The following is a 23,072-nucleotide window of genomic DNA, read 5'->3' as shown; positions in this document are numbered from 1 at the left end:
TAGTATTTTTGATCAAACCTATTTATAATTTGTAATGAATATTCTAATCTGGATATTAATTTTTGTTAGTACGTTTTGCGCAATGGAATTTATGGCCTGGTTTACTCATAAATACGTTATGCATGGATTTTTATGGCCCCTACACAAAGATCACCACCATAAAGATCATAATAGCTGGTGGGAACGTAATGATTTGTTCTTTGTTTTTTATGCTGTTATTAGCATGTCATGTATTATGTTGCACGACCCCGCTACTTTTTGGATGGGAAAACCCATTGGTTTTGGTATTTTAGCCTATGGTATTGCATATTTTTTCGTACACGATATTTTTATTCATCAACGATTCAAAATGTTTCGTAATGCTAACCATTGGTACGCGAGAGGCGTACGAAGGGCCCATAAAATACATCACAAGCACTTAGGAAAAGACAAAGGAGAATGTTTTGGAATGTTATTTGTGCCTTTTAAATATTTTAAAAAATAATTATTCCGATAAAAGTTGATCAATCGTTGCTCTAACTTTTTCAGTATTCCAATCTGCAGCCCCAACCTTGTGAATAATAATATTTCCCTTTTTATCAATAAGGTATGTCCCTGGTATTGGCTTATGTACAAAAGGCTCCGGATGCGCGGATAACGATCGGTAAATCGGATAATTATAATCCTTATCACTCATAAATTTATTCAATTCGGGATCATCATCTTCGGTAAGAAAAACAAAAACCACTTTATCTTTATAATCGTTATATAGCTTTTGAAGAGAAGGCATCTCTGCGATACAAGGAGGACACCATGTTGCCCAGTAATTTAATAATATCACTTTTCCTTCTGCACTTTTAAAGTTCATAGATTGAGTATTTACACCATGTAATTTCCAATCAAAAGATGTTATTTGTGCGCGATCCTCTACCGCAACTAAACTAGGACTAAAAGAAAATATTCTGGTAAGAAAAATTTGCATCATTCCTCTCGTATTAGGAATAAAAAACAGTAATAATATGACTACAAAAATTAAGTTGGATATTTTCTTTTTATCAAATTTCATAAGATATAATGTGTGCTATTTTTTAGGATTGGTCTTAGATAAACCGTTTCCTTACAAAAGTATATAAATTAATAAAGCGCAGCCAGAGACCGCGCTTTAAAACTAACAAAAAAACAACAATGAACTATTGTGTTACGCTTCTTAAGAGAAGAGATGCAACGTTAAGTTCACATTATCTTCGATACCGTATTTTTCTTTTTCTGAATACCTTTAGTTTCTTGTTACCGTTATTGAGTTTGATAAATCAAAGTCTCCCATAACGTTAGCTGCATTCATTCCCATCTCTAATCCAGTTACTGTTCCATTATATCTTGCGTACCAGATTAAACATACTCCAACTCCTGCTGCATCAAAATCTACTCCTTCTACTTGTGCTAATGTTGATGGGAGTCCTAATATATTTCCTTGATCATCTGTGATAATCCAAGTACTATTATCTCCAAAAGCATTCGTATCATCTAACGTAATTCCAGATACTGTATCTGGCATTCCATCCACAGTAAATGTGTAAGGTCCTCCTGAAATAGATCCCGCATTGACTACCTGATTACGTACTACTGTGATCGCATTAGAAAGATCAAAATCACCCATAACATCATTGGCATTCATTCCCATTTCTAATCCCGTTACTGTGCCATTATATCTCGCGTACCAAATCAAACAAGTACCAGCTCCTGCTTCATCAAAATCTACTCCTTCTACCGCCATTAATGTTGGTGGTAATCCTAAAATATTTCCTTGATCATCAGTAATAATCCATGTACTATTGTCACCGAAAGCATTAGAAGCATCTAGGGTAATTCCAGAGACCATATCTGGTTCTCCGTCCACATCAAATTCATATGGACCACCAGAAAGTGTTCCTGCATTTACTACTTGGTTACGAACTACTGTAATTGCGTTAGAAAGATCAAAATCTCCTGTTACGTCATTAGCATTCATTCCCATTTCTAATCCTGTTACTGTACCATTATATCTTGCATACCAAATTAAACAAGTACCAGCTCCTGCTTCGTCGAAATCCACTCCTTCTACTGCCATTAATGTTGGTGGTAATCCTAAAATATTTCCTTGGTCATCTGTAATAATCCAAGTACTATTATCTCCAAAAGCATTAGAATCATCTAAGGTAATTCCGGATACCATATCTGGTTCTCCATCTACATCAAATTCGTAAGGTCCTCCAGAAAGTGTTCCTGCATTTACCACCTGGTTACGAACAACTGTGATCGCATTAGAGAGGTCAAAATCTCCTGTAACATCGTTAGCATTCATTCCCATTTCCAATCCAGAAATATCTCCTTCGTATCTTGCATACCAGATCAAGCAAGTTCCAGCGCCTGCACCATCAAAATCCACTCCTTCTACAGCAGTTAATGTTGGTGGTAACCCAAGAATATTTCCAAGATCATCCGTAATAATCCAAGTACTTCCTGATCCGAAAGCATTAGTGTCATCTAAAGTTATTCCAGATACCATATCCGCTTCTCCATCCACGTCAAATTCAAATGGACCACCTTCTATAGATCCTGCATTTGCTACTTGATTACGGATTACGGTAATAGAGTTTGAAAGATCAAAATCTCCAGTAACCTCATTGGCATTCATTCCCATTTCTAATCCAGAAATTTCGCCATTGTACCTAGCATACCATATCAAACATGTTCCAGCACCAGCACTATCAAAATTCACTCCTTCTACAGCTGTTAATGTAGGCGGTAAACCTAGAATAAGTCCTTGATCATCTGTAACGATCCAAGTACTTCCTGTTCCAAAGGCGTTTGTATCATCTAAGGTGATTCCGGAAACCATATCTGGTTCTCCATCTACATCAAATTCAAACGGTCCCCCAGAAATTTCTCCAGCGTTTGCTACTTGTATAGTGTCATCATCCTCATTACAGGAAACTGCGATCAATCCAACCGCTAGCATACCTATTATCAGTTTTTTAAACATTGCTTTTGTTTTATAATTATTATTACTGTAAAAGTAAATTCATAAAACATTTTAAAATGTTAGGTAGCTAACATTAAGCAACAATTTTTAAACGGATTTCCTTTCTATTAAAATCAATTTTATTAGATTCTTTTAATTCATTCATAAGAATGTTTAAAGTGGGCCTAGAAGTACCTATAAGATTAGCTATATCTCTTTGTGTATAAGGATGATGAATAACAGTATCTCCAGTATCTGGACAACAATAACCAAAATCTTCCTTAAGCTCATTTAAGAACTCTAATAACCTTGTTTTGGTATCCTTAAACAGAAGAAGTTGCAAACGTCTTTCTAAACGTTTAAATCGCAATCCGATAAACTTATATATTTTCAAACTAAATGTTTGATTGTCTCGCATTAAATCATGCATTGTTTGCACACCAATAGGACAAATAGAAGTAGTATTATCTATGGATTGAGCAAATTCCGTTCTTCGATCTTCTCCTAAAATAGCTTTTTCCCCAAAAAGCTCTCCTCGAGTTAAAATTGCTTTTACGACTTCATTTCCATCTTCGGAGTAGTATCCAATTTTTACTTTCCCTTTTTCAATTAGATACACTTTGTTAGCAGAGTCTTCTTCAAAATAGATATAATCACTTTTTTTGTAGGCGTCGAAATCGTGATCTTTCTTGTAATTTTTAAATTTATGAGGACATAATACCTTAAAGAGATTGGCATCCTCAAAAAACCAAATTGCACTCATGATGTTGTGTTTTTATAAGTTAGTTACGTATCAAAGCATTGATATTAAAATAGACGTCGTAATCCAAAATCAATCCTTACAAAAAATTAACAAAATATATCGTGCTAAAAATGTCTGTTCTCCTTAATAATATAACAGCTCTTTGGAATAAAACCCTAAACTTATCCATAAAAAAACTCCCAATATATTTTTTGGGAGTTTATTAGTTGAAATCTATTTTTACTGCTTTATTCGCTCTCTTATCGTAGAAAGGTTATCATCCATAATCAACTTACCATCTTTAAAAACAGTTTTTAGTAATCCTTGTTTTTCCTCTTCTAAAGAACATTGATCTTTTAGATGAATTCGACCTTCAGACTCATACAACTGCACCAAGCCTTTTGCAGATTTTTTAGTACCGTCATCAGTAATAGGGTCTTTAAAAATTTCTCTTCCCTCTCCGTTTACTTCTACGTAGGTTGCTTTCATGGCAAAACCAAAAGTATCTCTAGTATTATATTGATAAGTAAAACTTCCAATTCCGAGAACTACATTAGTAGAAGCAAACCCTTTTTCTTTAAGACGTTCACAAATCTGGGTAGCCCTATCTATTGTAATACTATCTCCATAAATCGCTCCTATTTTAGGATTCAATACCTTATACCCTTGTGCATTAATGGTACCTCCAAACTCATCCCATAGCAACTCGACAACTCCTTTTGCAACAACTTCATTTTCATGTTCACATCCGCAAATAATATCTACAGGATCTCCAGAATCAGGACGAATAACTAGTTTACCATCTCGATTTAATATCTCGTCTTTTAGCTCAGGTAGATATTCTGTGAGAACTTTCCATAAATCCCAGGTATCTGAAACTACTGATAATATTCCTGTAGGATATGTTTTTAAAAGTCTTCTAAAAGTTCCGATTTCATCGTCTTTACTTCCAGCGCACATTACACTATGTTCAGTTGCATTTACACTACCTATAACTAATTCTTTTGTTACATCTGTATTGTAATATAATTCATAAGCTTTAGCGACTGGTAAGGTATCACTTCCTGAAAAGGAAAGAGCATGCCCCATCCCACTGATAATAGCAGATTCAGTACCAGACATTCCACGCATTGAAAAATCGTGTCCTTGCCACGTTATAAACTCTAAATTTTCTTTATCGGTTTCCGTAGCATACTTGCTAAGAATCTTTTGATATTGCTTTGCTATAGTCGCAGACGTACAAGGTTGCCAAATAATGCTAGAAAGTAATGTTTCCAAATAATTCGTTAACCAAAAAAATTCAGGTTTGGTATTTACCAAGGTGAACATAGGAACGCGAATTGGTACTTCAGTACCTTCTGGCAATGCTTTTATTTCTATTGGTAAATATCCTAAATCGTGAAGCTCACCGATGTGCGAAACATCGTAGTCAACACCTAAATAATTATCTACATATTTTTTATATTCTGAAACAACATCTTCCTTAGGTAAATCGAAAAAATTCTCATTAAATCGTTTAATAAGATATTCTTTTATAAAATATTGTAGTCCGAAAAAAACGACATGATCAATCCCTTCAATTCTACTTTTTCTTGGAGTCCAATTAGAATACACTAAAGTAGTTCCTGCTGGATATTGTTCTTTGTGACCTAATTTATAACCGTCTGTCAATAATAGTGGATTCATATTTTATTTATTTTGCGTTAATTATACGCAAATATAGTTTTTAATTTTAAAACACCGAAATATTTAGTGATATTTTTATAAATATCAAGTGACAAATCATGTAGTTAACGATTATTTTCTAGATACGTTTTGAATATATGTTGAAAATCAAGTAAGCTTACTTTTTTATGCTCTAATATATCACCCTTTCCGTATTTTTCGTAATACATATCTCCTTTATTCTCAAAAAATCGAATTCCCTTTATAATTTCAGCGTTTTCATCAGTATGTATATAACCTTTGTATATTTCAGGTTCTTCTGGCCTTACTTCTTCCTTCGACATTTGAACAACATATAAGTCTATAAAATCTTCAAAAAATGTTTCTATATTCTTTGTACGAAACATGTCAGGATTACTAAAATACATACTATTTATATCCATTAGATTCATCCCATTTCCCATATTTTCAAATTCTTTATAGCCGTAACCATAGGTATTCCCTTCCTGATCGTATATAAAAAATGTAGTATCAGAAAGCAGTTTTTGTGGTTCTCCGATGACAAAATAATATAATCCTATTGTTTCTTGGTTTAGTTCTTGTTTGGTTATCCAGGTATTATCTTCTCTGTATAGCTGTAGTTCCAAGCTTCCTTCTGACATTTCCATAGTTGGTGACTTTATATATATCCGATCATCATCTAAAATGATATGAATTCTTTGATAAAAGTGCATTGCAAAAACATCCACAAATAAAGCAATGGTTTTAGCATTTTTTATTTTTCTTGTCAATAAACCTGACTTTATTTCTTCATAACGATACCCATTAACTATTTTTTCATTTTCATAGGTTGATTTTATATTTAGTTTTGGTTTATACCGATTTTTAAGATACATATTGTATGATTCCTCAGTCATTTCTTCAGTAACTTCCATTTCTTCAGATTCCTCATTTAATGCCATTTGATAAATATCTAATGAATATTGAAATTTGGGTTTTCCTTTTTCGTAATAATCCACCCTTGGAAACTCTGAATCTCCTTTCGAAAAATATCCTTCGTACGGTATTCCATCCTTGTAAATACCTTTATACTTTTCCTGAGGTTTATCAACGATTATAAAGGAATCATATTCTATGAAATCTTCCATATGTTGTGCATTTATACTATTAGATATAATAATACTTAGAAACCATACCAAAGTACCCTTTATAGCCTTCTTATCTACGGTATTTACTAAGTGCTTCATGATTATCATGTATTCTATTTTTTTGAAGGGATAAAAGTCTTTATTATTTTAATTTAGAACTACCCTGTTTTCAGTTAAACTTATATTTTTCACAAGCTAATAACCACGAGAAGCGACTACTAAATAGATTTTGAAACTATGTTAACTTTTTTACAACCACCCTACTTTTGAAGAATTTCTTACACTTATTGGTCAACCATTAATTTCGTGTTAAAAAAGTTAATTTAGACTTAAATAGAAAAAGTTCATATTCTACAATTCCTTCAAATAAACCATAAAAATCAGATAAATAGCACTTTTTTTAGTATCAAAAAAACACTTCATATTAGAAACACATCAAGACTTAGAAAAACCTTACAATTCGTAACAGAAACAACTTACACACTAAAATCTTTCCTACGAACGTTTTTAAATATGCATAAGAGAATATGATGGAATACGTCCCTTTTATTCTACATATTCTTGTTTTAGAAATCTGATTTACCAATGTGCCTATTTTGGTGAATATCTCAGATTTAGAACTGGATTTACTGTCGTTGGATATGCAGCATACATGATTTTTTTGACTAGAACATGGTATTTACCCTTTTCAAAAGAGGCAAATACTTAATTACTCATAAAACAAACTTAAACCAATGATATCTCTTTATTTCCGCTCCGATTGATTGAAGTTTTCACCGACAAAACTCAACATTATCTTAAAACCACTCCTATTCATGAAAACCTTTACCCTAAAGTTAGCTATTACTATTAGCTTTTTACTTTGTTTTTCTTCTATATATAGTCAAGCTCCTGGATGTCCTAATTTAGATGCTGGACCAGATCAAAGCACGGATTGCACAAATCTTTGTGTAGAGCTTTCCGCAAATTTTTTAGAAACCGGACTTACCACTAGCTACGAAGTATCATCGGTTCCTTATGCGCCTCCATTTCCTTTTACAGGACTTGCCAATCCTATAAGTCTTGGTGTAGATGATATTTGGTCAGGTGTTATCGATTTACCTTTTAATTTTTGTTTTTTTGGAGATACTTATAATCAGATTCAAGTTGGTTCAAATGGTGTGATACGACTTGAAGTGGATGCTTTAGACCAAAGTAATGAATGGCAATTTAATGAGGATTTACCCGAAAACTTGAATCCAACTCTGGGCGAAGCTAATATTTTTGGAGTAGCTCATGATATTGATCCCTCTATAACCAGTACTTCTCCAGAAATTGGATGGGAATTATTAGGAACTTCTCCTTGTAGAACTTTAGTTGTTTCCTACTCTTCCGTAGCTCATTTTAGCCCTAGTTGTAATAGCTTAACCTCTACTTTCCAGATGGTACTTTATGAAACTACCAATGTTATCGAAGTATATGTAGAGGATAAACCTTTTTGTACATCATGGAATAGTGGAAATGCAGTCATTGGAATACAAAATAATCCAGGAACTGTGGCTTTTGTTCCTCCTGGTAGAAATACCTCCGATGGTCCTTTTGACATTAGTAACGAAGCATGGAGATTTACTCCAAATGGGGATCCTAATTATGAAATTTCTTGGTTTGATTCTTCAGGAATGGAAATTGGTGATACCTCTACTATCAGTGTTTGTCCAAACACGGATACTACCTATACTGCTGAGATTGTATATACCAATTGTGATGGTGAGCAAATAACTTTAACAGATGATGTGACCGTTACCGGAACCGATTCTCCGAATGCTGGCGAGGATGGGTTTTTAGATATTTGCCCAACCAGTACACCAATCGATTTATATACGCAACTTACTGGAATTACTCCTACAACTGGCGGTACTTGGACACCACCAATGGCAAGTGGAACTGGAGTTTTTGATCCTTCTGTAGATCCTCCTGGTATCTATACATATACCGTTACCGGAACGAACTGCCCTGATGATTCAGCCAATGTAACTGTAACATTAATTAGTGCGCCGAATGCAGGAGAGTCTGAAACATTAGATATATGCGAAACAGATGCTCCCATTGATCTCTTTACTATTCTTGGAGGAACACCAGATACCGGAGGAACTTGGTCTCCAACACTTAGTAGTGGTACCGGTGTATTTACTCCTGGAACGGACCCTGATGGAATTTATACCTATACAATCGATTCTGGAAATGGATGTGGTAATGACAGTGCAACAGTTACCGTGCAAGCTGTCCCCTTACCTACCATCTCTGCAGTTACTACGCAATGTAGTAATGGCACTTATGAAATTACCTATCAAACAGGAGCTAATATTTCGGTTACCGCCTCTGCAGGAACCATAGATATGACGAATAATATCATTTTCGATATCCCATTTGATACAGATGTTGTTATCACTATTACCTCCTCAATTGTAAGTACTTGTTCGATCACAGAAACTGTGATGGCACCAGACTGTTTTTGTCCGCAAGTAGTATTCGATACTCCTTCACCCATATGCATTGATGAGACTGGACAGCCTGTTGATGGAGAATCGTTTCCAATTTTAGAAACAAATCTGGATCCTTCTCTTTTTTCCTTTGTTTGGAGCATAGATGGAATAATTATTCCTGGTGCTGCCGGTTCTTCATTCATTACAGAAAATCCCGGAGAATATTTAGTTGAATACACGAGTAATACCGGTGGTACTTGTGCTGGAGAAGCTTCTGTAACGGTTAATTTTACTGAAGGACCTGAGTCGTTATCTCTTAGTCTTACCAATGGACTTTTTTCTAGTGAAAACGGTATTCTTGCAACGGTAACAGGTGGTAGTGGTCCTTATGAATTCTCTTTGGATAATGGATTTTATCAGGACAGCAACCTTTTTTCTAATGTTTCTTTGGGTACTCACACAGTAACTGTTAGAAATACAGATGGATGTGGCGAACTTACAGCTACTATTCTCGTTATAGGTTTTCCAGCTTTTTTTACTCCTAACAATGACGGTTTTAATGATTTCTGGAATGTTATTTCTGATAATACCGTACCGGATATGGATTTATTTATTTTTGATCGATATGGAAGATTGCTTGCTCAAATAGATCCTAATGGACAAGGATGGGATGGAATATACAATGGCACACCTATGCCAGGAACCGATTATTGGTTCGTAGCGGAACTGAAAGATGGATCTGAAACCTATAGAAGTCATTTTACCTTAAGAAGATAATGAGCTAATTACGTCCTTTTTCGTCTGGGTATAGGGTTGGTAGTGGATCGCTCTGCCAGAATTCTTTGGTATCGATATCTAAAATGGTAAGTTTTCCAGTAAAGGCTGCTCCTGTATCTATATTCCATAGATTATATGCTTTAATCGGAGTATCTCTTTTATAATCTGTTGTGGGCGTATGTCCGATATAAATTTCTTTATAGTGATTGAATCGTTTTGGACTTGTTAACACATCATCTAATGTCTTTTCGTCGACTTTATCAGCCAACAATGCTGCTTCCCACAACGTTCTATCCCAATAATAATTGGATTCATATTCTTCTCTATCTACCCCATGCATTGAGGTAAAACCTGCATGTAGGAACAATCTATTTTGATCATCAATATGATAATTCTTTAGGGCTTTTAAAAAGAAGTTTTTATGTTCAAAATTAGCTAAGTGGCCAGATCTGATATAACTCTGTATGGTTTCTTCTCCCCCATTAGCAAGCCAAACAGGGTTTGTTGCTCCTTTCTGCAACCACAAACCACACCAAAGATCATGATTCCCTCTTATGAATACACATTCATTAGTATTAGATAATTCTATCAGTTTATGAATCGTTTCTGCAGATTGACTCCAACCATCTACATAATCTCCTAAAAAAATCAATGTATCTTCTTTTGTTACGTTGGCACGTTCTAAAACTTGAAGCAATGCTTTATAACCTCCGTGTATATCTCCAATTACAAGTGTTCTCATTCTTCTAGCTTATACATTATATCGGTTCTAAGTACATATTTCTCTCCGGATAGAATTGGTTTTCCTTCATGTCGTAAAGGATGATGAAACAATAAAGCATCTCCGATCTCAGGGTGGATAGTAATACCATTTTCAAAATGAGTTTCTCCTCCTTCGAAATCCTGATTAAGATATATCAAAAATGAAAAGAAGCTACATTCCTTCTCATTACGTTTATAACTACCGTCTCTGTGCATTTTAAAACGTTGCCCTTCTTCATATTTATAGATACGAAACATTTCATTAAGTCCACACGCCTTGTACTTCCCTAAAGTTGAAACCACTTGAGACTCCATCTTTTTCCATAATTGATCCGCCAATAACTGATCTTTGAATAAGATTCGTTGATTATTACGAATTCCTTTTATTTTAACTTGCCTACCATCTATAGCCACTTTTGCTTCTTCAAAAGAAACCTGTTCTCCTTTCTCTATAAAATGATCACATTTTTCTTTGCTTAGAAATTCTTTAATTAGATATATTTCCGGATGTAGTACTTCTTTAATCATTTATTTCGATTTTAAGACCTATGAGGTTTTGAAAACCTGATAGGTCCATACTTTTTTATTAATTAGTTTGTAAGTACTTGCCAAATTTTTTTGCAATTCTCTTTAAGTACAGTTCTGCTTCAATATTTTCTAACATAAAGTTTGGTAGACTTCTAACCCCATAGCGTCCGGCTAAAATTCCAGTTACTATGGAAGCCAACGAATCTACATCCCCTCCCAAATAAACTGATTTTTTCAATCCATCCATTGCACTGTTACTATGTTGCAAAATATATAATACAGAACCCGTTGTATATTTTGAGTCAGATGGCACCCCGCGGATTCCTGAAAGGAAATAAGGTTTTCTAATTGGTTGATTTCCGCATAGTATCTGAAAGTCTGATTCTTTAAGATTTTTATACGACGTTAATTTATCTATCATCTTAAAATAATCAACATATTCTTTATTTAAATCAACAGTTTCAAAACAATATTTAACAACATCTTTTTGATCTCCTTTTTTGACTAAAATAAATTCCGTTGCTCGAGCAATACATTGACTTGAAATTATAGCATTGATGTTAGGGTGGGTTGCATTTGCATTAATTTCGCAATACCTATTAATAATTTCACTTTGCAACAATCCTAAAGGAACTGATCTCATTGCTGGTGCATTTCCAGGATTATTTCTATTCCTCTGAAAACTTCTTATTTCCTGAATTGTTTTCTTACCAGTATAAAACCAGTCCATTGAACCATGACCATTTCTTCCAAAACCTTTTTTTTCGATTCCTAAATCATATTCTTCTTTCCATTTTTCTATTAAAAGCTCTTCGGAAAACTTTCTTTTAGAAACTATTGCTTTTATCAATCCCAATGTCATCTCTGTATCATCAGTATAATCCCAAGGTTTGTAATTACTAATAAATCTTACTTTTTTTTCTTCAGGTACATTTATTTTTGCACGAGCATTAACAAACTTAGTGAAATCCACATTTTCTCTAATCCAATTTCTATCCTGAAATTCAACTCCCGCAGCAAATGCATCACCAATTGCGATTCCTAAAAGAATGTTTTCTAAATTCATTATTTTAAAGTCTTAAACTCAATATATTCTGGAGGTACGGTATCCGTTAACCAAACTCCATTATCTGATTGATAGAATTCGATTCCATTTCTATGCATTTCTCCTGATCGCACTGATAATATGATAGGAAATCCTCTTCTTGCACCTACACGTGTAGCAGTTTCTCTTTCTTCACTCAAATGAACATGATGTCGACTCATTTTTAGTAAACCTTGTTTTTTAATGGCTTCTCTAAATTTACCTACCGTTCCATGATATAAGAATTCTGGTGGTTCTATGGGAGTATACTCCAAATCTACCTTAATCGAATGCCCTTGATTCGCTCTGATTTTGGTTTCATCATCATTAAAAGCAAATCGTTTTTTATCATTCGTTTCAACAACTTCTTTTAATATTTCTGGAGTAAGTTGATGACGATCTTTATTCGCTTTTTCTAGTAACTCATTTACATCTGCCCATCCATTTTCATCTAGTACTAACCCTATTTTTCCAGGATTATGCCTAAGGATGAGGCTTAAAAACTTACTTATTTGTTTATTATTTGTTTTCATGTGTTCTAATCATTCTTTTTAATTCTTCATTTTCAGGATGGACATATTTCTTTCCAAAATATGCTTTTGTTATCCTAATTTCTCCTACTATATGATCATTAAATTCTTCTAACTCTTCTGCAGGAACCCATAATTCGTTATGAATCGGTCCTCCTACATTTTCAATCTTATATTTTGAAATAAATTCCGCATTCATATCAAATGCTGTTACAAAACCTGAATATCCAGAACCTTCATCATCCAAATTCCATTTAGTAGCGATTTCTATAGCATACGCTTCGTTCATCACAGGATAAAAGATAGGTTGCCAATTCAATCTTGGTGGAAACTGCTTCCAGTTACTATGATGAATTAGCTCTAATTCTTTTAATCCAACGGGTCTATATAAAGTTTTTGTTTTCATTTTTCTGTTGTTCTTATTTTCTTTGCCTAAAAACCCTTCGACAAGCTCAGGATGACAACATTAGCTATAGGATTATTTATAAAAAAAGCTAGTTCACTTCTAGAACTTTCTGATATATTTTAAAATTCAACTCATCGTAACACACAAATAGTACTTCTTTCATATGTGTCAGATTCGGGTCATTTGTTACCGTATGAATAGCTATATTGGCGGCCAATTCTTTTGGAAACTTATAAATTCCTGTACTGATATTTGGAAAAGCAATCGTTTTACAATTATGCTCTACTGCCAATCGAAGTGAATTATTATAACATTTAGATAAAGTCTCTTCTTTATCTTTTCCTCCATTATTCCAAACTGGTCCAACAGTATGAATAACATACTTCGCAATAAGATTACCGGCAGTAGTAATAACTGCTTCTCCTGGATTACACTTTCCTTGTGTTGCTCTGATTTTTCTACAAGCTTCTAAAATCTCTACTCCTCCTTTTCTATGTATAGCTCCATCTACACCACCACCTCCTAATAAAGAAGTATTGGCTGCGTTGACAATTGCATCTACTTCAAAAGTTGTAATATCCGCTTGTAGTACTTTTAGTTTCATTTCTAAATAGGTATTTGTCTTTTTTCTCTATAGTCCACTAGCGTTCTTCTATAGTCAGCTAGCTTAGCTCTAAATTCTACTACTGTATTTGTGTTTTTTATATATTCATAATAGGTATTCTTCTTCATCACATTTTCTAACTTAAAACTCCAGTAAATAGTCATTAATGGATTGATCCATAATTCGCTTCCTTTGGTTCTTGATGTTCTGTGATAATCTCCATAATTTCCTTCTAAAGCACTTATAATTGAATTGGAAACAATGCTTTCCATTCCTTTCATTTTACTATCTACAAAATCAATAGCTTCTTTATATTTTTGACCTTCAACCATAGAATTTAATACCTGAAAAGACCCCAAATAAGCCTGTTCTCTATCTAATTCTGCTAAATTTTCTAGAAATCTGTAATGTGAAACTCCATGATAATGATCCACACCAAATCCTACACTCAATAATAATTTCTTATCAACTTTGGTCTGAAATACTGCAGCCATAGAACAAATATCTTCTTGAGGAGTCCCTAATCCTTCTTCATCTCCAAACATTAAACAATCAGTTCCTCCATCTACAAGAATTACAGTATCTATTTCATGTTTATCTACTAAAAACTGATAAGCATCTTTTAAGGGTTGTACTGCAGTTCTTTCAAACGCATAGATATCCACCAAATTTCCTTGTAGATGAAACCATAACTTTAAATATTTCTCCGGAAAATATCTTGGGAAAGCGTAAATCTGATCTCCTGGACTTATCTTGTAACAAAATGGAAATACTGATTCTGACGAAGTATCATTTAATCTGGTAAATGAATAATTAGCAATCGTTACTTTTTTACCTTGTTTTATTAAACTAAAGTACAGTGGTATTGCTGCATAAATATCAAAACCACCACCCATTCCTGCTAAAAGAATATTATTACTTCCTTCTATTTCCTGAAAAAAAGGTATTTTATCTAAAGTATACATAGCTTTATTCGTTTAAATTTTAACCAAAATCATAGACATACACATCTAAGTCATTCTTCAATAAGGTTTTTTCAATTATAGTTTCCATTCTTTCCCATTTGCCACCAGCCAATCCACAACCAATTCTTGGCATATGAATACTTGCATTTAGTTCTTTTGCTTCGACTACTATTTTCTCTAAACATTGCTGCACAGCTTCGTATCGGATAGGAACTCCTTTACTTCTAGCGGTTTTGATTCCTTCTTGAGCTATCATATTACCTATATATTTGTCATCAGAAACTTGTACAACTTGAATAGCTCCTAACTGAAAATCATTTTTTGCTCGGTTTTTATACCATTCTCTAAAGGCTTTTTCTGGTTCTGGCCATCGTTTTGATATTGCTACTACAAAACCTTTACCCCAACCACCAATATTGTTGCAGATATGAACTATCAACTTTGTTCCTTTTGCTTGTGGAACTGTTGCATCTCCTTTTATATAGGTTATTGTTTTCATTTTTTATTCTTATTTTTCTTTTTTTCATTGCCAAAAAAAGAAACAAAAAAGTCTAGTCTTATGAATTTTCAACTAAAAATGTCGTTCTCTTCTCTAAATTAAATTAAAACCATTTTTGAACTATTTGAACTTGGAGTTTTCACAGGAAAACAGTTTTTTTTCATTTTCATTCAGGTCTTACAAAAATTTAATTTTACGTTTCGCTCACTTCATTTTTTACATTGAAATTTCAGTAGGACAAATATCATATCTTCAATCAACTTCTATTTTCTAAACTATAACTAAATCGTTCTATAAGACTTTCGATATCTTCAAATCTAGCTAATTGAAATTTCCAGGTTTCTGGAATCTTATTATATCCAAAGTATATTCCCGCTAAACCACCTGTGATAGCAGCAGTAGTATCGGTATCTTCTCCTAAATTGATTGCTTTCAAAACTGCTTCTTCAAACGAATTTGAAGTAAGTAAACACCAAAAACTTGCCTCAAGGGATCTCAACACGTATCCTGTACCTTTGATATTAAATCGATCTTGTTTTGAAATATCCTCTTCCAATATTCTTGAGAAAAGGGTGATCTCTTTTGGATTGAAATCATTTTGCTTAGCAAAATCTAGTACGGGTTGCTTTATATTTTCATATGCTTCAAACTTATCAAGTCCATTTAGCAGTAATAAAGCATACTCAACATAAATAAAACATGAAAAAATCGAGCGCAAATGTCCATGTGTAATGGATGAAACTCTTTTTATCACATCATATCTTATCTCAATATCTTCTTCCTTCTTTAAATAATAAGCTAACGGTAAAATTCTCATTAAAGATCCATTTCCATTAGAGTATTCATCTAATCCACCGCATAAATCAGGTGTCATTCCTCTTTTATATTGATAAATCGCATTTTTAGTTGTAATCCCAATATCAAAAACAAAACCTCTAGGTGTCCATAAGTTCTCATAGAACCAAGCCGCAGACTTGGATGCAATATCTTCCAAATCATATCCATTACATAAACTATCCATTAGACAAAATGTTAACGAGCTATCATCTGACCAAGTTCCTGGCGGTTGATTATGCGTACCATAACCAATCATATCGCGTGCAGGTCTCTTATCCATTTGATCCCGATCCAAAAATTCATAGGGTACTCCCAGCGCATCACCAACAGCTATTCCAAATATTCCTCCTTTTATATGTTCTAACATTGTTTTCATTTCTATTTATTTTTACCTAATTCCAATGTTCTGTTGTATACTTTCAGATACTGCATACACTTTCTCATCCGGAACTAGTCTTTTCGCTTCTTTATATTTTCCCTTTTTAATCAGATCTTTTATTTTCCGTGTCAAGGGAGTCAAATCCACTATTTCCTGGATCCATTCCTCATTATACTCTTTGATTAGATCTCTACCAATTCCAACTTGTATGGATCGTATGTCCATTTTGGCTCCTTTCAGTGTTCTTTCAGGATCCCATTGAATATGAACTTTTGCATTTTCAAATGCTTGCTTCCATACCGATCCGTTTTTATAAATGGCTTTATCCGGATCCGTCAACACCCCTAATGACAATGCTTTCTCCCAACCTGCTCTTGTTATTTTTATGGCAAGAATATATTCCTGATTGGATTTTGTTCCCCAATTACTTCTAGCCATTAACCATAAATAGGAAGGTTTTATCCAAGTCATTCTATGAAAAGAAAATGGAGCTTCGAACTTATTATTCTGAATTGCAGGTAAGGCAATCGCTTTACTATATGCCTGATACACTGTAATTATTTCTCTATCATAGTTTGCTCGTATTTCCTGAACTCTTCCCATCTTCAATTCTTTATTTCAATTTCAAATACTTGTTTAATTCCTCATTCTCAAAAAGCATAGGTTTTTCCAAAGGCGTCACTAATTGCTCTAAATCTCCTGATTTTACAAATTCATATTGTTCTTTAACAAAGTCTGAAATATCCTCGATCTCTAGAATATCATCTTTGGCAAAGGATCTTATAAATTCCTTTCTTAATCCTATTTGGATAGCTCTTCTTTCTAATTTGGCTCCATATGGATTATGGTCAGGGTCCCATTGCAGTCGAACATTGGATTTTGCTACATCTTTTTGCCATAGTTCATACGATTCATATAGATCAGGTTTAAAAGATGAATACACAGCATTCTCTAAATACTTCTCAAAAGCTGTTCTTTTTAAATGAAGTGCTAAGACTACTTCCTGCCCTTCTTTAGTTCCCCAACCATTGCGATACATCATCCAAAGAAAATTAGGTTTTATCCATGTCATTCTTTCCAGACTGAAAGCGCCTCCAAAGAATTGATTTTGCACGGCAAAATTTCCTATTTCAGGTCTATAAGATTGATACACTATAATTTTCTCATCGTCATACTGTGCCATAATATGATACCCTTCTTGTGGCCAGTACGGTTCTTGTTCTTTATATTTTTTTAATTCAAGTTTCATTTTATCTATTATTATTTTCTTTTTTCCATTGCCGAAAAAAGAAACAAAAAAGTCTAGTCTTATGAAATTTCAACTAAAAACATCGTTCTCTTCTCTAAACTAAATTAAAACCTTTTTGAGTTACTTGAACTTTAAGTTTTCATAGGAAAACAAGTTTTTAAATTTATATTCTGATGCCACAAAAATTTAATTTTACGCTGCGTTCACTTCGTTTTTTACGTTGAAATTTCAATAGGACGAATTATTATTCTACTTTAACTTTCTTTATTTAATTCATCTCTTACCTCCATCAGTGCAAAACCTAGTAGGTTTTGTCCTCTCCATAAATTGGGGTTTTGCGCTTTTTCATTAGCTTGTCCCATTCCAATTCCCCATATTCTATCTCTTGGACTTGCTTCTATAATGATTCTGTTCTTTGTATCCAGTAAAAATTGTTTCATTTCTTCATTCTGAGAAAACTTATGGAAGTTTCCTTCTTTCACAATCTCATATTTATGCTGATTCCAAATCTCTGGATCAAAATTTTTCACTTTTCTACCAAATTGTTTAGCTTCCATAGGATGATTACAGTCAATGATTTTTTGTAACATCGTCTCATCATTAAACAAAATGGCTTTCTTAGCCATCATCCAATGTTCTGCTGTTTTATAGCGTACTCCTTCTACCTCAAAAGCATTATTCCACCACTGACTAAAACAGCTTTTACCGATACTACCATCTTTATTAGGAGTATGTCCCCAAAAGAATAGATACTTCAGGCTTTTCCCTTTATTAAATTGTTCCTGTATATTTTGTATCGTATACTTCATTGTATTCTTTTTTTTATTTCACGAACCAATTCGTTTAAACTCATTACTTGTTGTACTCCATATCGTTCACAAACGATATCTACATTTCCTTTTCTCCAAAATCCATCAGGACAACAAACGATTAACTTTCCACTTTTGGCAAACAATCCTAATTCCAATAAGGTAATAGGAGACTTTGTATTTTTATCAAAGTACATTATGATCATATTCGATTTTTCTAATGCTTCTAACTCCCAGTTTACCTGTTTATTAAATACTGGATCATCGATAGTCTGTTTCCAACTTTGATCCCAACTATCCCTTCTTGGGTTAAGTAAGGTTACTTTTTGATTAGATAATTCTTGAATCACTATGTCTTGCCATCGTTTGGCAACACCAACTTCGATACTTCCTGCTAAAAAAACGCTGAAGTTTTTATCAAGTTCTATTGTAGATGGTGCTGTGATTAGGTTCATGGTTATATTATATTTTACTTTATTCTTTTTTTCATTGTCAAACCCTTCGACAAGCTCAGGATGACTGTTTGATATTAGCTTCAATTATTTAACCACTGGAAACTGAACTACTCCATCTTCATCGACATCCTTGAAAGAATTGGTGGTAAAAACTGTATCAAAAGATTTCTTTAGTTCTTCAAAACCTCTACTAAAAATCCCATGACTTACAATCAAACCTAATTTTCCTGCATTCTTTTCTTTTAAAGCAGTTGCCAACCCTAAAAATGTTCCTCCTCCATCACAGATATCGTCGACAATTACACAATGCTTTCCTTTTAAATCTTCCTCATATACTCTAAATCCAGATAACTTTCCTGTTTTTACATCTCTCTTCTTTGAACATTCTATCACTTCTATGCCTCCTAAATACTCAGATACTTTATAGATCTTTTTTAAAGCACCTCCATCTGGCGAAATCAATAACACCTCTTCATCAATATGATTCAAACACTGTTTTACAAACTCATAATTCTGAATCACATTTACATTATCCAATAATGCTGATGTCACTTCTGAATGTGGGTCAAAGACCATTACTTCACTATAATTCTGAGCATTTATGATATCTGCATACACCTTTACACTCAATGCTTCACCAGAAACCATCACTCGATCTTGTCTTGCTGCTGGGAAATAAGGAATCAACACCTTGATCTCTTTTACATCCATTCTTCGTAATGCATCTGTAGCTACCAATAACAATCCTAGATCATTAAATGAGTTTAACCGATGAGTGATAGTTATCGCATTACCTATATTCTTTTCTGAGATTTTGATATGTGGTTCTCCTCCATTAAAAACAAATGCATTAAACTCAATTGACTTTCCAAAAGGTGTAAACGATGGATCTAAATGTAAAAACTTCATAATTGTGTTATTTTTACGCAAATTTAGAATAGAAAAATATATCTACAAAATATTTTGCGTAAAAATTACAATAAAAAGGGTTTTTGATGCATTTTAAATTATACCAATTATCAACCCTTCCATTTTTCTAAAGTAAATTTACTTTAGAAAAAACACCTTCCCTTCAAAGGGAAGGAACATAAGTAATCATTAAAAACTGTTGGATTATTTAATATCGAAAAGGAAACCTTCTTCTTTTAGTTTGAAGTATTGTTTTTGATTGAATTTAAAGAGGTTTGCAGGTCTTCCTCTTCCTTCGGATACTTTTTCGGCTAATTCTTCTAAGATTCCAAAACTTAAAATTTTCTTACGAAAGTTTCTACGATCGATTTGTTTATCCAAGATGGTCATGTAGAGTTTTTCAAGATCCGAAAACAAAAATTTATCCGCCAGCAAATCAAAACCTATGGGTTCATAGGTAAGTTTATTTTGTAATCGCTTTTTAGCCATATTAAGGATAGTAGCATGATCAAAAGCCAATTCAGGTAGCTCATTGATATCAAACCAAGCAACATCACTAGCATCTGTATCTGCTTTGATCGTATGATGTTCTGGTTTTACTAACCCAAAGTAGGTTACGCTGACCACTCTATTTCTAGGGTCTCTCCCTGGTTTTCCAAAAGAGTATAATTGCTCCAAATAGTCTACGGTAGCATTGGTTTCTTCTTTTAATTCTCGTTCTACTGCTTCTTCTAAGCTTTCATTTTCAAGAACCAAACCACCCGGCAAAGCCCACGAATCTTTAAAGGGTTCTATATTTCTTTTTATTAATAACACATGTAATGTTTTGTCTTTATATCCAAAGACTACTGCATCTACCGCTACTTTAATATTTTGGCGTATCATATACGCAAATTTATAAAATTACTACCCTTTATAAAATAAAAACTCCCGAAGAATCATCTTCAGGAGTATTATTTAATCCTATTTGATTATATGTTTAAGCGTTCTGCTTCTTAATCAAATTCAACGCTGATCCTTCTTTAAACCATTCGATTTGAGCATTATTATACGTATGGTTTACTTCGATTATATCTTTGGACCCATCTGTATGTACAAACTCTAGACTTAATGTCTTTTCTGGTGCAAACTCATGTAAATCTAAGAAGTTAATGGTATCATCTTCTTGGATTTTATCATAATCACTTTCATTTACAAAAGTAAGTCCTAACATTCCTTGCTTTTTCAGGTTGGTTTCGTGAATACGAGCAAATGATTTTACAATAACAGCTACAACACCTAAATGTCTTGGCTCCATTGCTGCATGCTCACGTGAAGAACCTTCTCCATAGTTATGATCTCCAACCACAATCGTTGGAACACCTGCTGCTTTATAGGCTCTTTGTACCGTAGGCACTCCATCATATTCTCCTGTTAATTGGTTTTTTACAAAGTTTGTCTTTTTATTATAAGCGTTTACAGCTCCAATCAAACAGTTATTAGATATATTATCTAAATGTCCTCTATAGCGTAACCAAGGTCCAGCCATTGAAATATGATCAGTAGTACACTTCCCAAAGGCCTTGATCAATAGTTTAGCTCCTTTGATTTGATCGCCAATAGGTTCAAAAGGAGTTAGCAATTCTAAACGTTCTGAATTTGGATCCACAACCACTTCTACTCCACTACCATCAGCAACTGGTTCTAGATATCCATTTTCTTCTACTTCGAACCCTTTTGGTGGTAATTCCCATCCTGTAGGTTCATCTAACATAACTTCTTCTCCATTTTCATTGATTAGCTTATCGGTAAGAGGATTAAAGTCTAAGCGACCTGCAATTGCAATAGCTGCTGTCAGCTCTGGAGAAGCTACAAAAGCGTGTGTATTCGGATTTCCATCAGCACGCTTTGCAAAATTTCTATTGAAAGAATGGACAATACTATTTTTAGGAGCGTTCTTTGGATCTTCATATCTCCCCCATTGCCCAATACAAGGTCCACAAGCATTTGTAAAGATTTTAGCATCCAATTTTTCAAAAACACTAAGAATCCCATCTCTTTCAGCAGTAAAACGAACTTGCTCAGAACCTGGATTAATTCCAAATTCTGCTTTTGTTTTTAATCCTTTATCTAATGCTTGTTGTGCAATGGAAGATGCTCTTGATAAATCTTCGTAAGAAGAGTTTGTACAAGAACCAATCAATCCCCATTCTACTTTTAGCGGCCAATCATTGGCTGTTGCTTTCTCTGTCATTGCAGAACCTACTTCGGTAGATAAGTCTGGTGTAAAAGGTCCATTAAGCAATGGTCCTAATTCAGAAAGATTGATATCTATCACCTGATCAAAATATTGTTCAGGGTTTGCATATACTTCTGGATCTGCAGTAAGGTATTCTTTCACTTCATTGGCAGCATCAGCAACATCTGCTCTATCGGTAGCTCTTAAGTAACGTTCCATAGACTCATCGTATCCAAAGGTAGAAGTGGTAGCACCTATCTCTGCACCCATATTACAGATAGTTCCTTTACCTGTACAAGACATTGCCGTTGCACCAGGTCCGAAATATTCTACAATAGCTCCTGTTCCTCCTTTTACAGTAAGAATTTCTGCTACTTTTAGAATTACATCTTTTGGAGCTGTCCATCCTGATAATTTACCTGTTAAGCGTACTCCGATTAGCTTTGGAAATTTAAGTTCCCAAGGCATTCCTGCCATTACATCTACAGCATCTGCTCCTCCAACACCTATGGCTACCATTCCTAATCCTCCTGCATTTACAGTATGAGAATCTGTACCAATCATCATTCCCCCAGGAAACGCATAATTTTCTAATACTACCTGATGAATAATTCCTGCTCCTGGTTTCCAAAAACCGATACCATATTTATTAGATACAGACTCTAAAAAGTTGAAAACCTCGTTACTATTATTTAAAGCGGTTTGTAAATCTACTGTTGCTCCTACTTTTGCCTGAATCAAATGATCACAATGTACCGTAGTTGGCACAGCCACCTTTTTCTTTCCAGCTTGCATGAACTGTAATAATGCCATCTGTGCAGTTGCGTCCTGACATGCTATACGGTCTGGTGCAAAATCCACATAATCTTTACCTCTGGTAAAGGCACTTTTAGCTTTACCATCCCAAAGATGCGAATACAAAATTTTCTCTGCTAATGTTAATGGTTTACCCGTTACCTCACGGGCAGCGTCTACTCTTTCAGCAACTTGAGCATACACCTTTTTAATCATATTAATATCGAATGCCATAAGACTAATATATATTTCCGTTAATTTTAAATTAG

23 protein-coding genes are annotated in these 23,072 nt (G+C 33.9%); 2 read left to right on the top strand and 21 right to left on the bottom strand.

Annotated elements, in window-relative coordinates; genetic code table 11:
* The first annotated feature begins 34 nt into the window (after positions 1–34).
* A complete protein-coding gene (locus ACWNT5_RS14935; protein WP_456517795.1) occupies positions 35–484 on the top strand; it encodes a beta-carotene hydroxylase in 450 nt (149 codons plus the stop codon).
* Here the strand turns inward: ACWNT5_RS14935 and ACWNT5_RS14930 are convergent, their stop codons facing one another.
* The 5 genes from ACWNT5_RS14930 to ACWNT5_RS14910 all read right to left on the bottom strand — a co-directional run bounded on the left by ACWNT5_RS14930 (position 485) and on the right by ACWNT5_RS14910 (position 6,634).
* Positions 485–1,045, bottom strand: coding sequence for a TlpA family protein disulfide reductase (locus ACWNT5_RS14930; RefSeq protein ID WP_456517794.1), 561 nt, complete (start codon positions 1,043–1,045; stop codon positions 485–487).
* 210 nt (positions 1,046–1,255) lie between these two features.
* Positions 1,256–3,001 (bottom strand): hypothetical protein, encoded by a 1,746-nt coding sequence (locus ACWNT5_RS14925; protein WP_456517793.1) that lies wholly within the window; start codon positions 2,999–3,001, stop codon positions 1,256–1,258.
* Between the two features lie 73 nt (positions 3,002–3,074).
* Complete coding sequence (locus tag ACWNT5_RS14920; RefSeq protein ID WP_343913540.1) at positions 3,075–3,743, bottom strand: Crp/Fnr family transcriptional regulator; 669 nt, start codon at positions 3,741–3,743, stop codon at positions 3,075–3,077.
* Positions 3,744–3,962: 219 nt separating this feature from the next.
* On the bottom strand, positions 3,963–5,408 hold the full coding sequence (locus ACWNT5_RS14915) for a nicotinate phosphoribosyltransferase (RefSeq protein ID WP_299606894.1): 1,446 nt from the start codon (positions 5,406–5,408) through the stop codon (positions 3,963–3,965).
* A gap of 104 nt (positions 5,409–5,512) precedes the next feature.
* Positions 5,513–6,634, bottom strand: coding sequence for a hypothetical protein (locus tag ACWNT5_RS14910; protein WP_456517792.1), 1,122 nt, complete (start codon positions 6,632–6,634; stop codon positions 5,513–5,515).
* Between the two features lie 716 nt (positions 6,635–7,350).
* On the opposite strand from ACWNT5_RS14910, the gene ACWNT5_RS14905 reads away from it, so the two are divergent.
* Positions 7,351–9,774 (top strand): T9SS type B sorting domain-containing protein, encoded by a 2,424-nt coding sequence (locus ACWNT5_RS14905; protein ID WP_456517791.1) that lies wholly within the window; start codon positions 7,351–7,353, stop codon positions 9,772–9,774.
* A gap of 4 nt (positions 9,775–9,778) precedes the next feature.
* On the opposite strand, the gene ACWNT5_RS14900 is transcribed toward ACWNT5_RS14905, so the two are convergent.
* From ACWNT5_RS14900 to ACWNT5_RS14825, 16 genes are all read right to left on the bottom strand, one after another.
* Complete coding sequence (locus tag ACWNT5_RS14900; protein WP_456517790.1) at positions 9,779–10,516, bottom strand: metallophosphoesterase family protein; 738 nt, start codon at positions 10,514–10,516, stop codon at positions 9,779–9,781.
* Positions 10,513–11,064 carry a 2OG-Fe(II) oxygenase gene (locus ACWNT5_RS14895; protein WP_456517789.1) on the bottom strand — a complete coding sequence of 184 codons (552 nt, stop codon included), beginning with the start codon at positions 11,062–11,064 and terminating at the stop codon, positions 10,513–10,515. Before ACWNT5_RS14895 ends, ACWNT5_RS14900 begins: the two co-directional genes overlap by 4 nt.
* A 58-nt stretch (positions 11,065–11,122) precedes the next feature.
* Positions 11,123–12,130 (bottom strand): ADP-ribosylglycohydrolase family protein, encoded by a 1,008-nt coding sequence (locus tag ACWNT5_RS14890; RefSeq protein ID WP_456517788.1) that lies wholly within the window; start codon positions 12,128–12,130, stop codon positions 11,123–11,125.
* Positions 12,130–12,681 (bottom strand): RNA 2'-phosphotransferase, encoded by a 552-nt coding sequence (locus tag ACWNT5_RS14885; protein WP_456517787.1) that lies wholly within the window; start codon positions 12,679–12,681, stop codon positions 12,130–12,132. The genes ACWNT5_RS14890 and ACWNT5_RS14885 overlap by 1 nt, the downstream gene beginning before the upstream one ends.
* Positions 12,668–13,084 carry an ADP-ribosylation/crystallin J1 gene (locus ACWNT5_RS14880; protein ID WP_456517786.1) on the bottom strand — a complete coding sequence of 139 codons (417 nt, stop codon included), beginning with the start codon at positions 13,082–13,084 and terminating at the stop codon, positions 12,668–12,670. The genes ACWNT5_RS14885 and ACWNT5_RS14880 overlap by 14 nt, the downstream gene beginning before the upstream one ends.
* An 88-nt stretch (positions 13,085–13,172) precedes the next feature.
* Positions 13,173–13,688, bottom strand: coding sequence for an O-acetyl-ADP-ribose deacetylase (locus tag ACWNT5_RS14875; protein WP_456517785.1), 516 nt, complete (start codon positions 13,686–13,688; stop codon positions 13,173–13,175).
* Positions 13,689–13,690: 2 nt separating this feature from the next.
* Positions 13,691–14,653: a DUF1152 domain-containing protein gene (locus tag ACWNT5_RS14870; RefSeq protein WP_456517784.1), complete on the bottom strand. Its 963-nt coding sequence runs from the start codon at positions 14,651–14,653 to the stop codon at positions 13,691–13,693.
* A 19-nt stretch (positions 14,654–14,672) separates the two neighbouring features.
* On the bottom strand, positions 14,673–15,152 hold the full coding sequence (locus tag ACWNT5_RS14865) for a macro domain-containing protein (protein WP_456517783.1): 480 nt from the start codon (positions 15,150–15,152) through the stop codon (positions 14,673–14,675).
* Positions 15,153–15,408: 256 nt separating this feature from the next.
* A complete protein-coding gene (locus tag ACWNT5_RS14860; protein WP_456517782.1) occupies positions 15,409–16,365 on the bottom strand; it encodes an ADP-ribosylglycohydrolase family protein in 957 nt (318 codons plus the stop codon).
* 12 nt (positions 16,366–16,377) lie between these two features.
* Positions 16,378–16,971: a DUF4291 domain-containing protein gene (locus ACWNT5_RS14855; RefSeq protein WP_299606879.1), complete on the bottom strand. Its 594-nt coding sequence runs from the start codon at positions 16,969–16,971 to the stop codon at positions 16,378–16,380.
* A 10-nt stretch (positions 16,972–16,981) separates the two neighbouring features.
* Positions 16,982–17,617 (bottom strand): DUF4291 domain-containing protein, encoded by a 636-nt coding sequence (locus tag ACWNT5_RS14850; RefSeq protein WP_299606878.1) that lies wholly within the window; start codon positions 17,615–17,617, stop codon positions 16,982–16,984.
* Between the two features lie 254 nt (positions 17,618–17,871).
* The gene (locus ACWNT5_RS14845) at positions 17,872–18,426 is read right to left on the bottom strand and encodes an NADAR family protein (RefSeq protein ID WP_299606876.1); all 555 of its coding nucleotides are present in this window, start codon (positions 18,424–18,426) and stop codon (positions 17,872–17,874) included.
* Positions 18,423–18,965 (bottom strand): nucleoside 2-deoxyribosyltransferase domain-containing protein, encoded by a 543-nt coding sequence (locus ACWNT5_RS14840; RefSeq protein WP_299606874.1) that lies wholly within the window; start codon positions 18,963–18,965, stop codon positions 18,423–18,425. Before ACWNT5_RS14840 ends, ACWNT5_RS14845 begins: the two co-directional genes overlap by 4 nt.
* Entirely contained in the window at positions 18,966–19,790 is an 825-nt protein-coding gene (gene prs, locus ACWNT5_RS14835; RefSeq protein WP_299606873.1) for a ribose-phosphate diphosphokinase, read from the bottom strand. It abuts the gene before it with no gap.
* Positions 19,791–19,994: 204 nt separating this feature from the next.
* On the bottom strand, positions 19,995–20,675 hold the full coding sequence (locus ACWNT5_RS14830; protein ID WP_299606872.1) for an NUDIX hydrolase: 681 nt from the start codon (positions 20,673–20,675) through the stop codon (positions 19,995–19,997).
* 94 nt (positions 20,676–20,769) lie between these two features.
* Entirely contained in the window at positions 20,770–23,037 is a 2,268-nt protein-coding gene (locus ACWNT5_RS14825) for an aconitate hydratase (protein ID WP_456517781.1), read from the bottom strand.
* Between the last annotated feature and the right edge of the window lie 35 nt (positions 23,038–23,072).

This window comes from Aquimarina sp. 433 (assembly GCF_054054605.1).
This window is presented reverse-complemented; position numbering and strand designations above follow the sequence as displayed.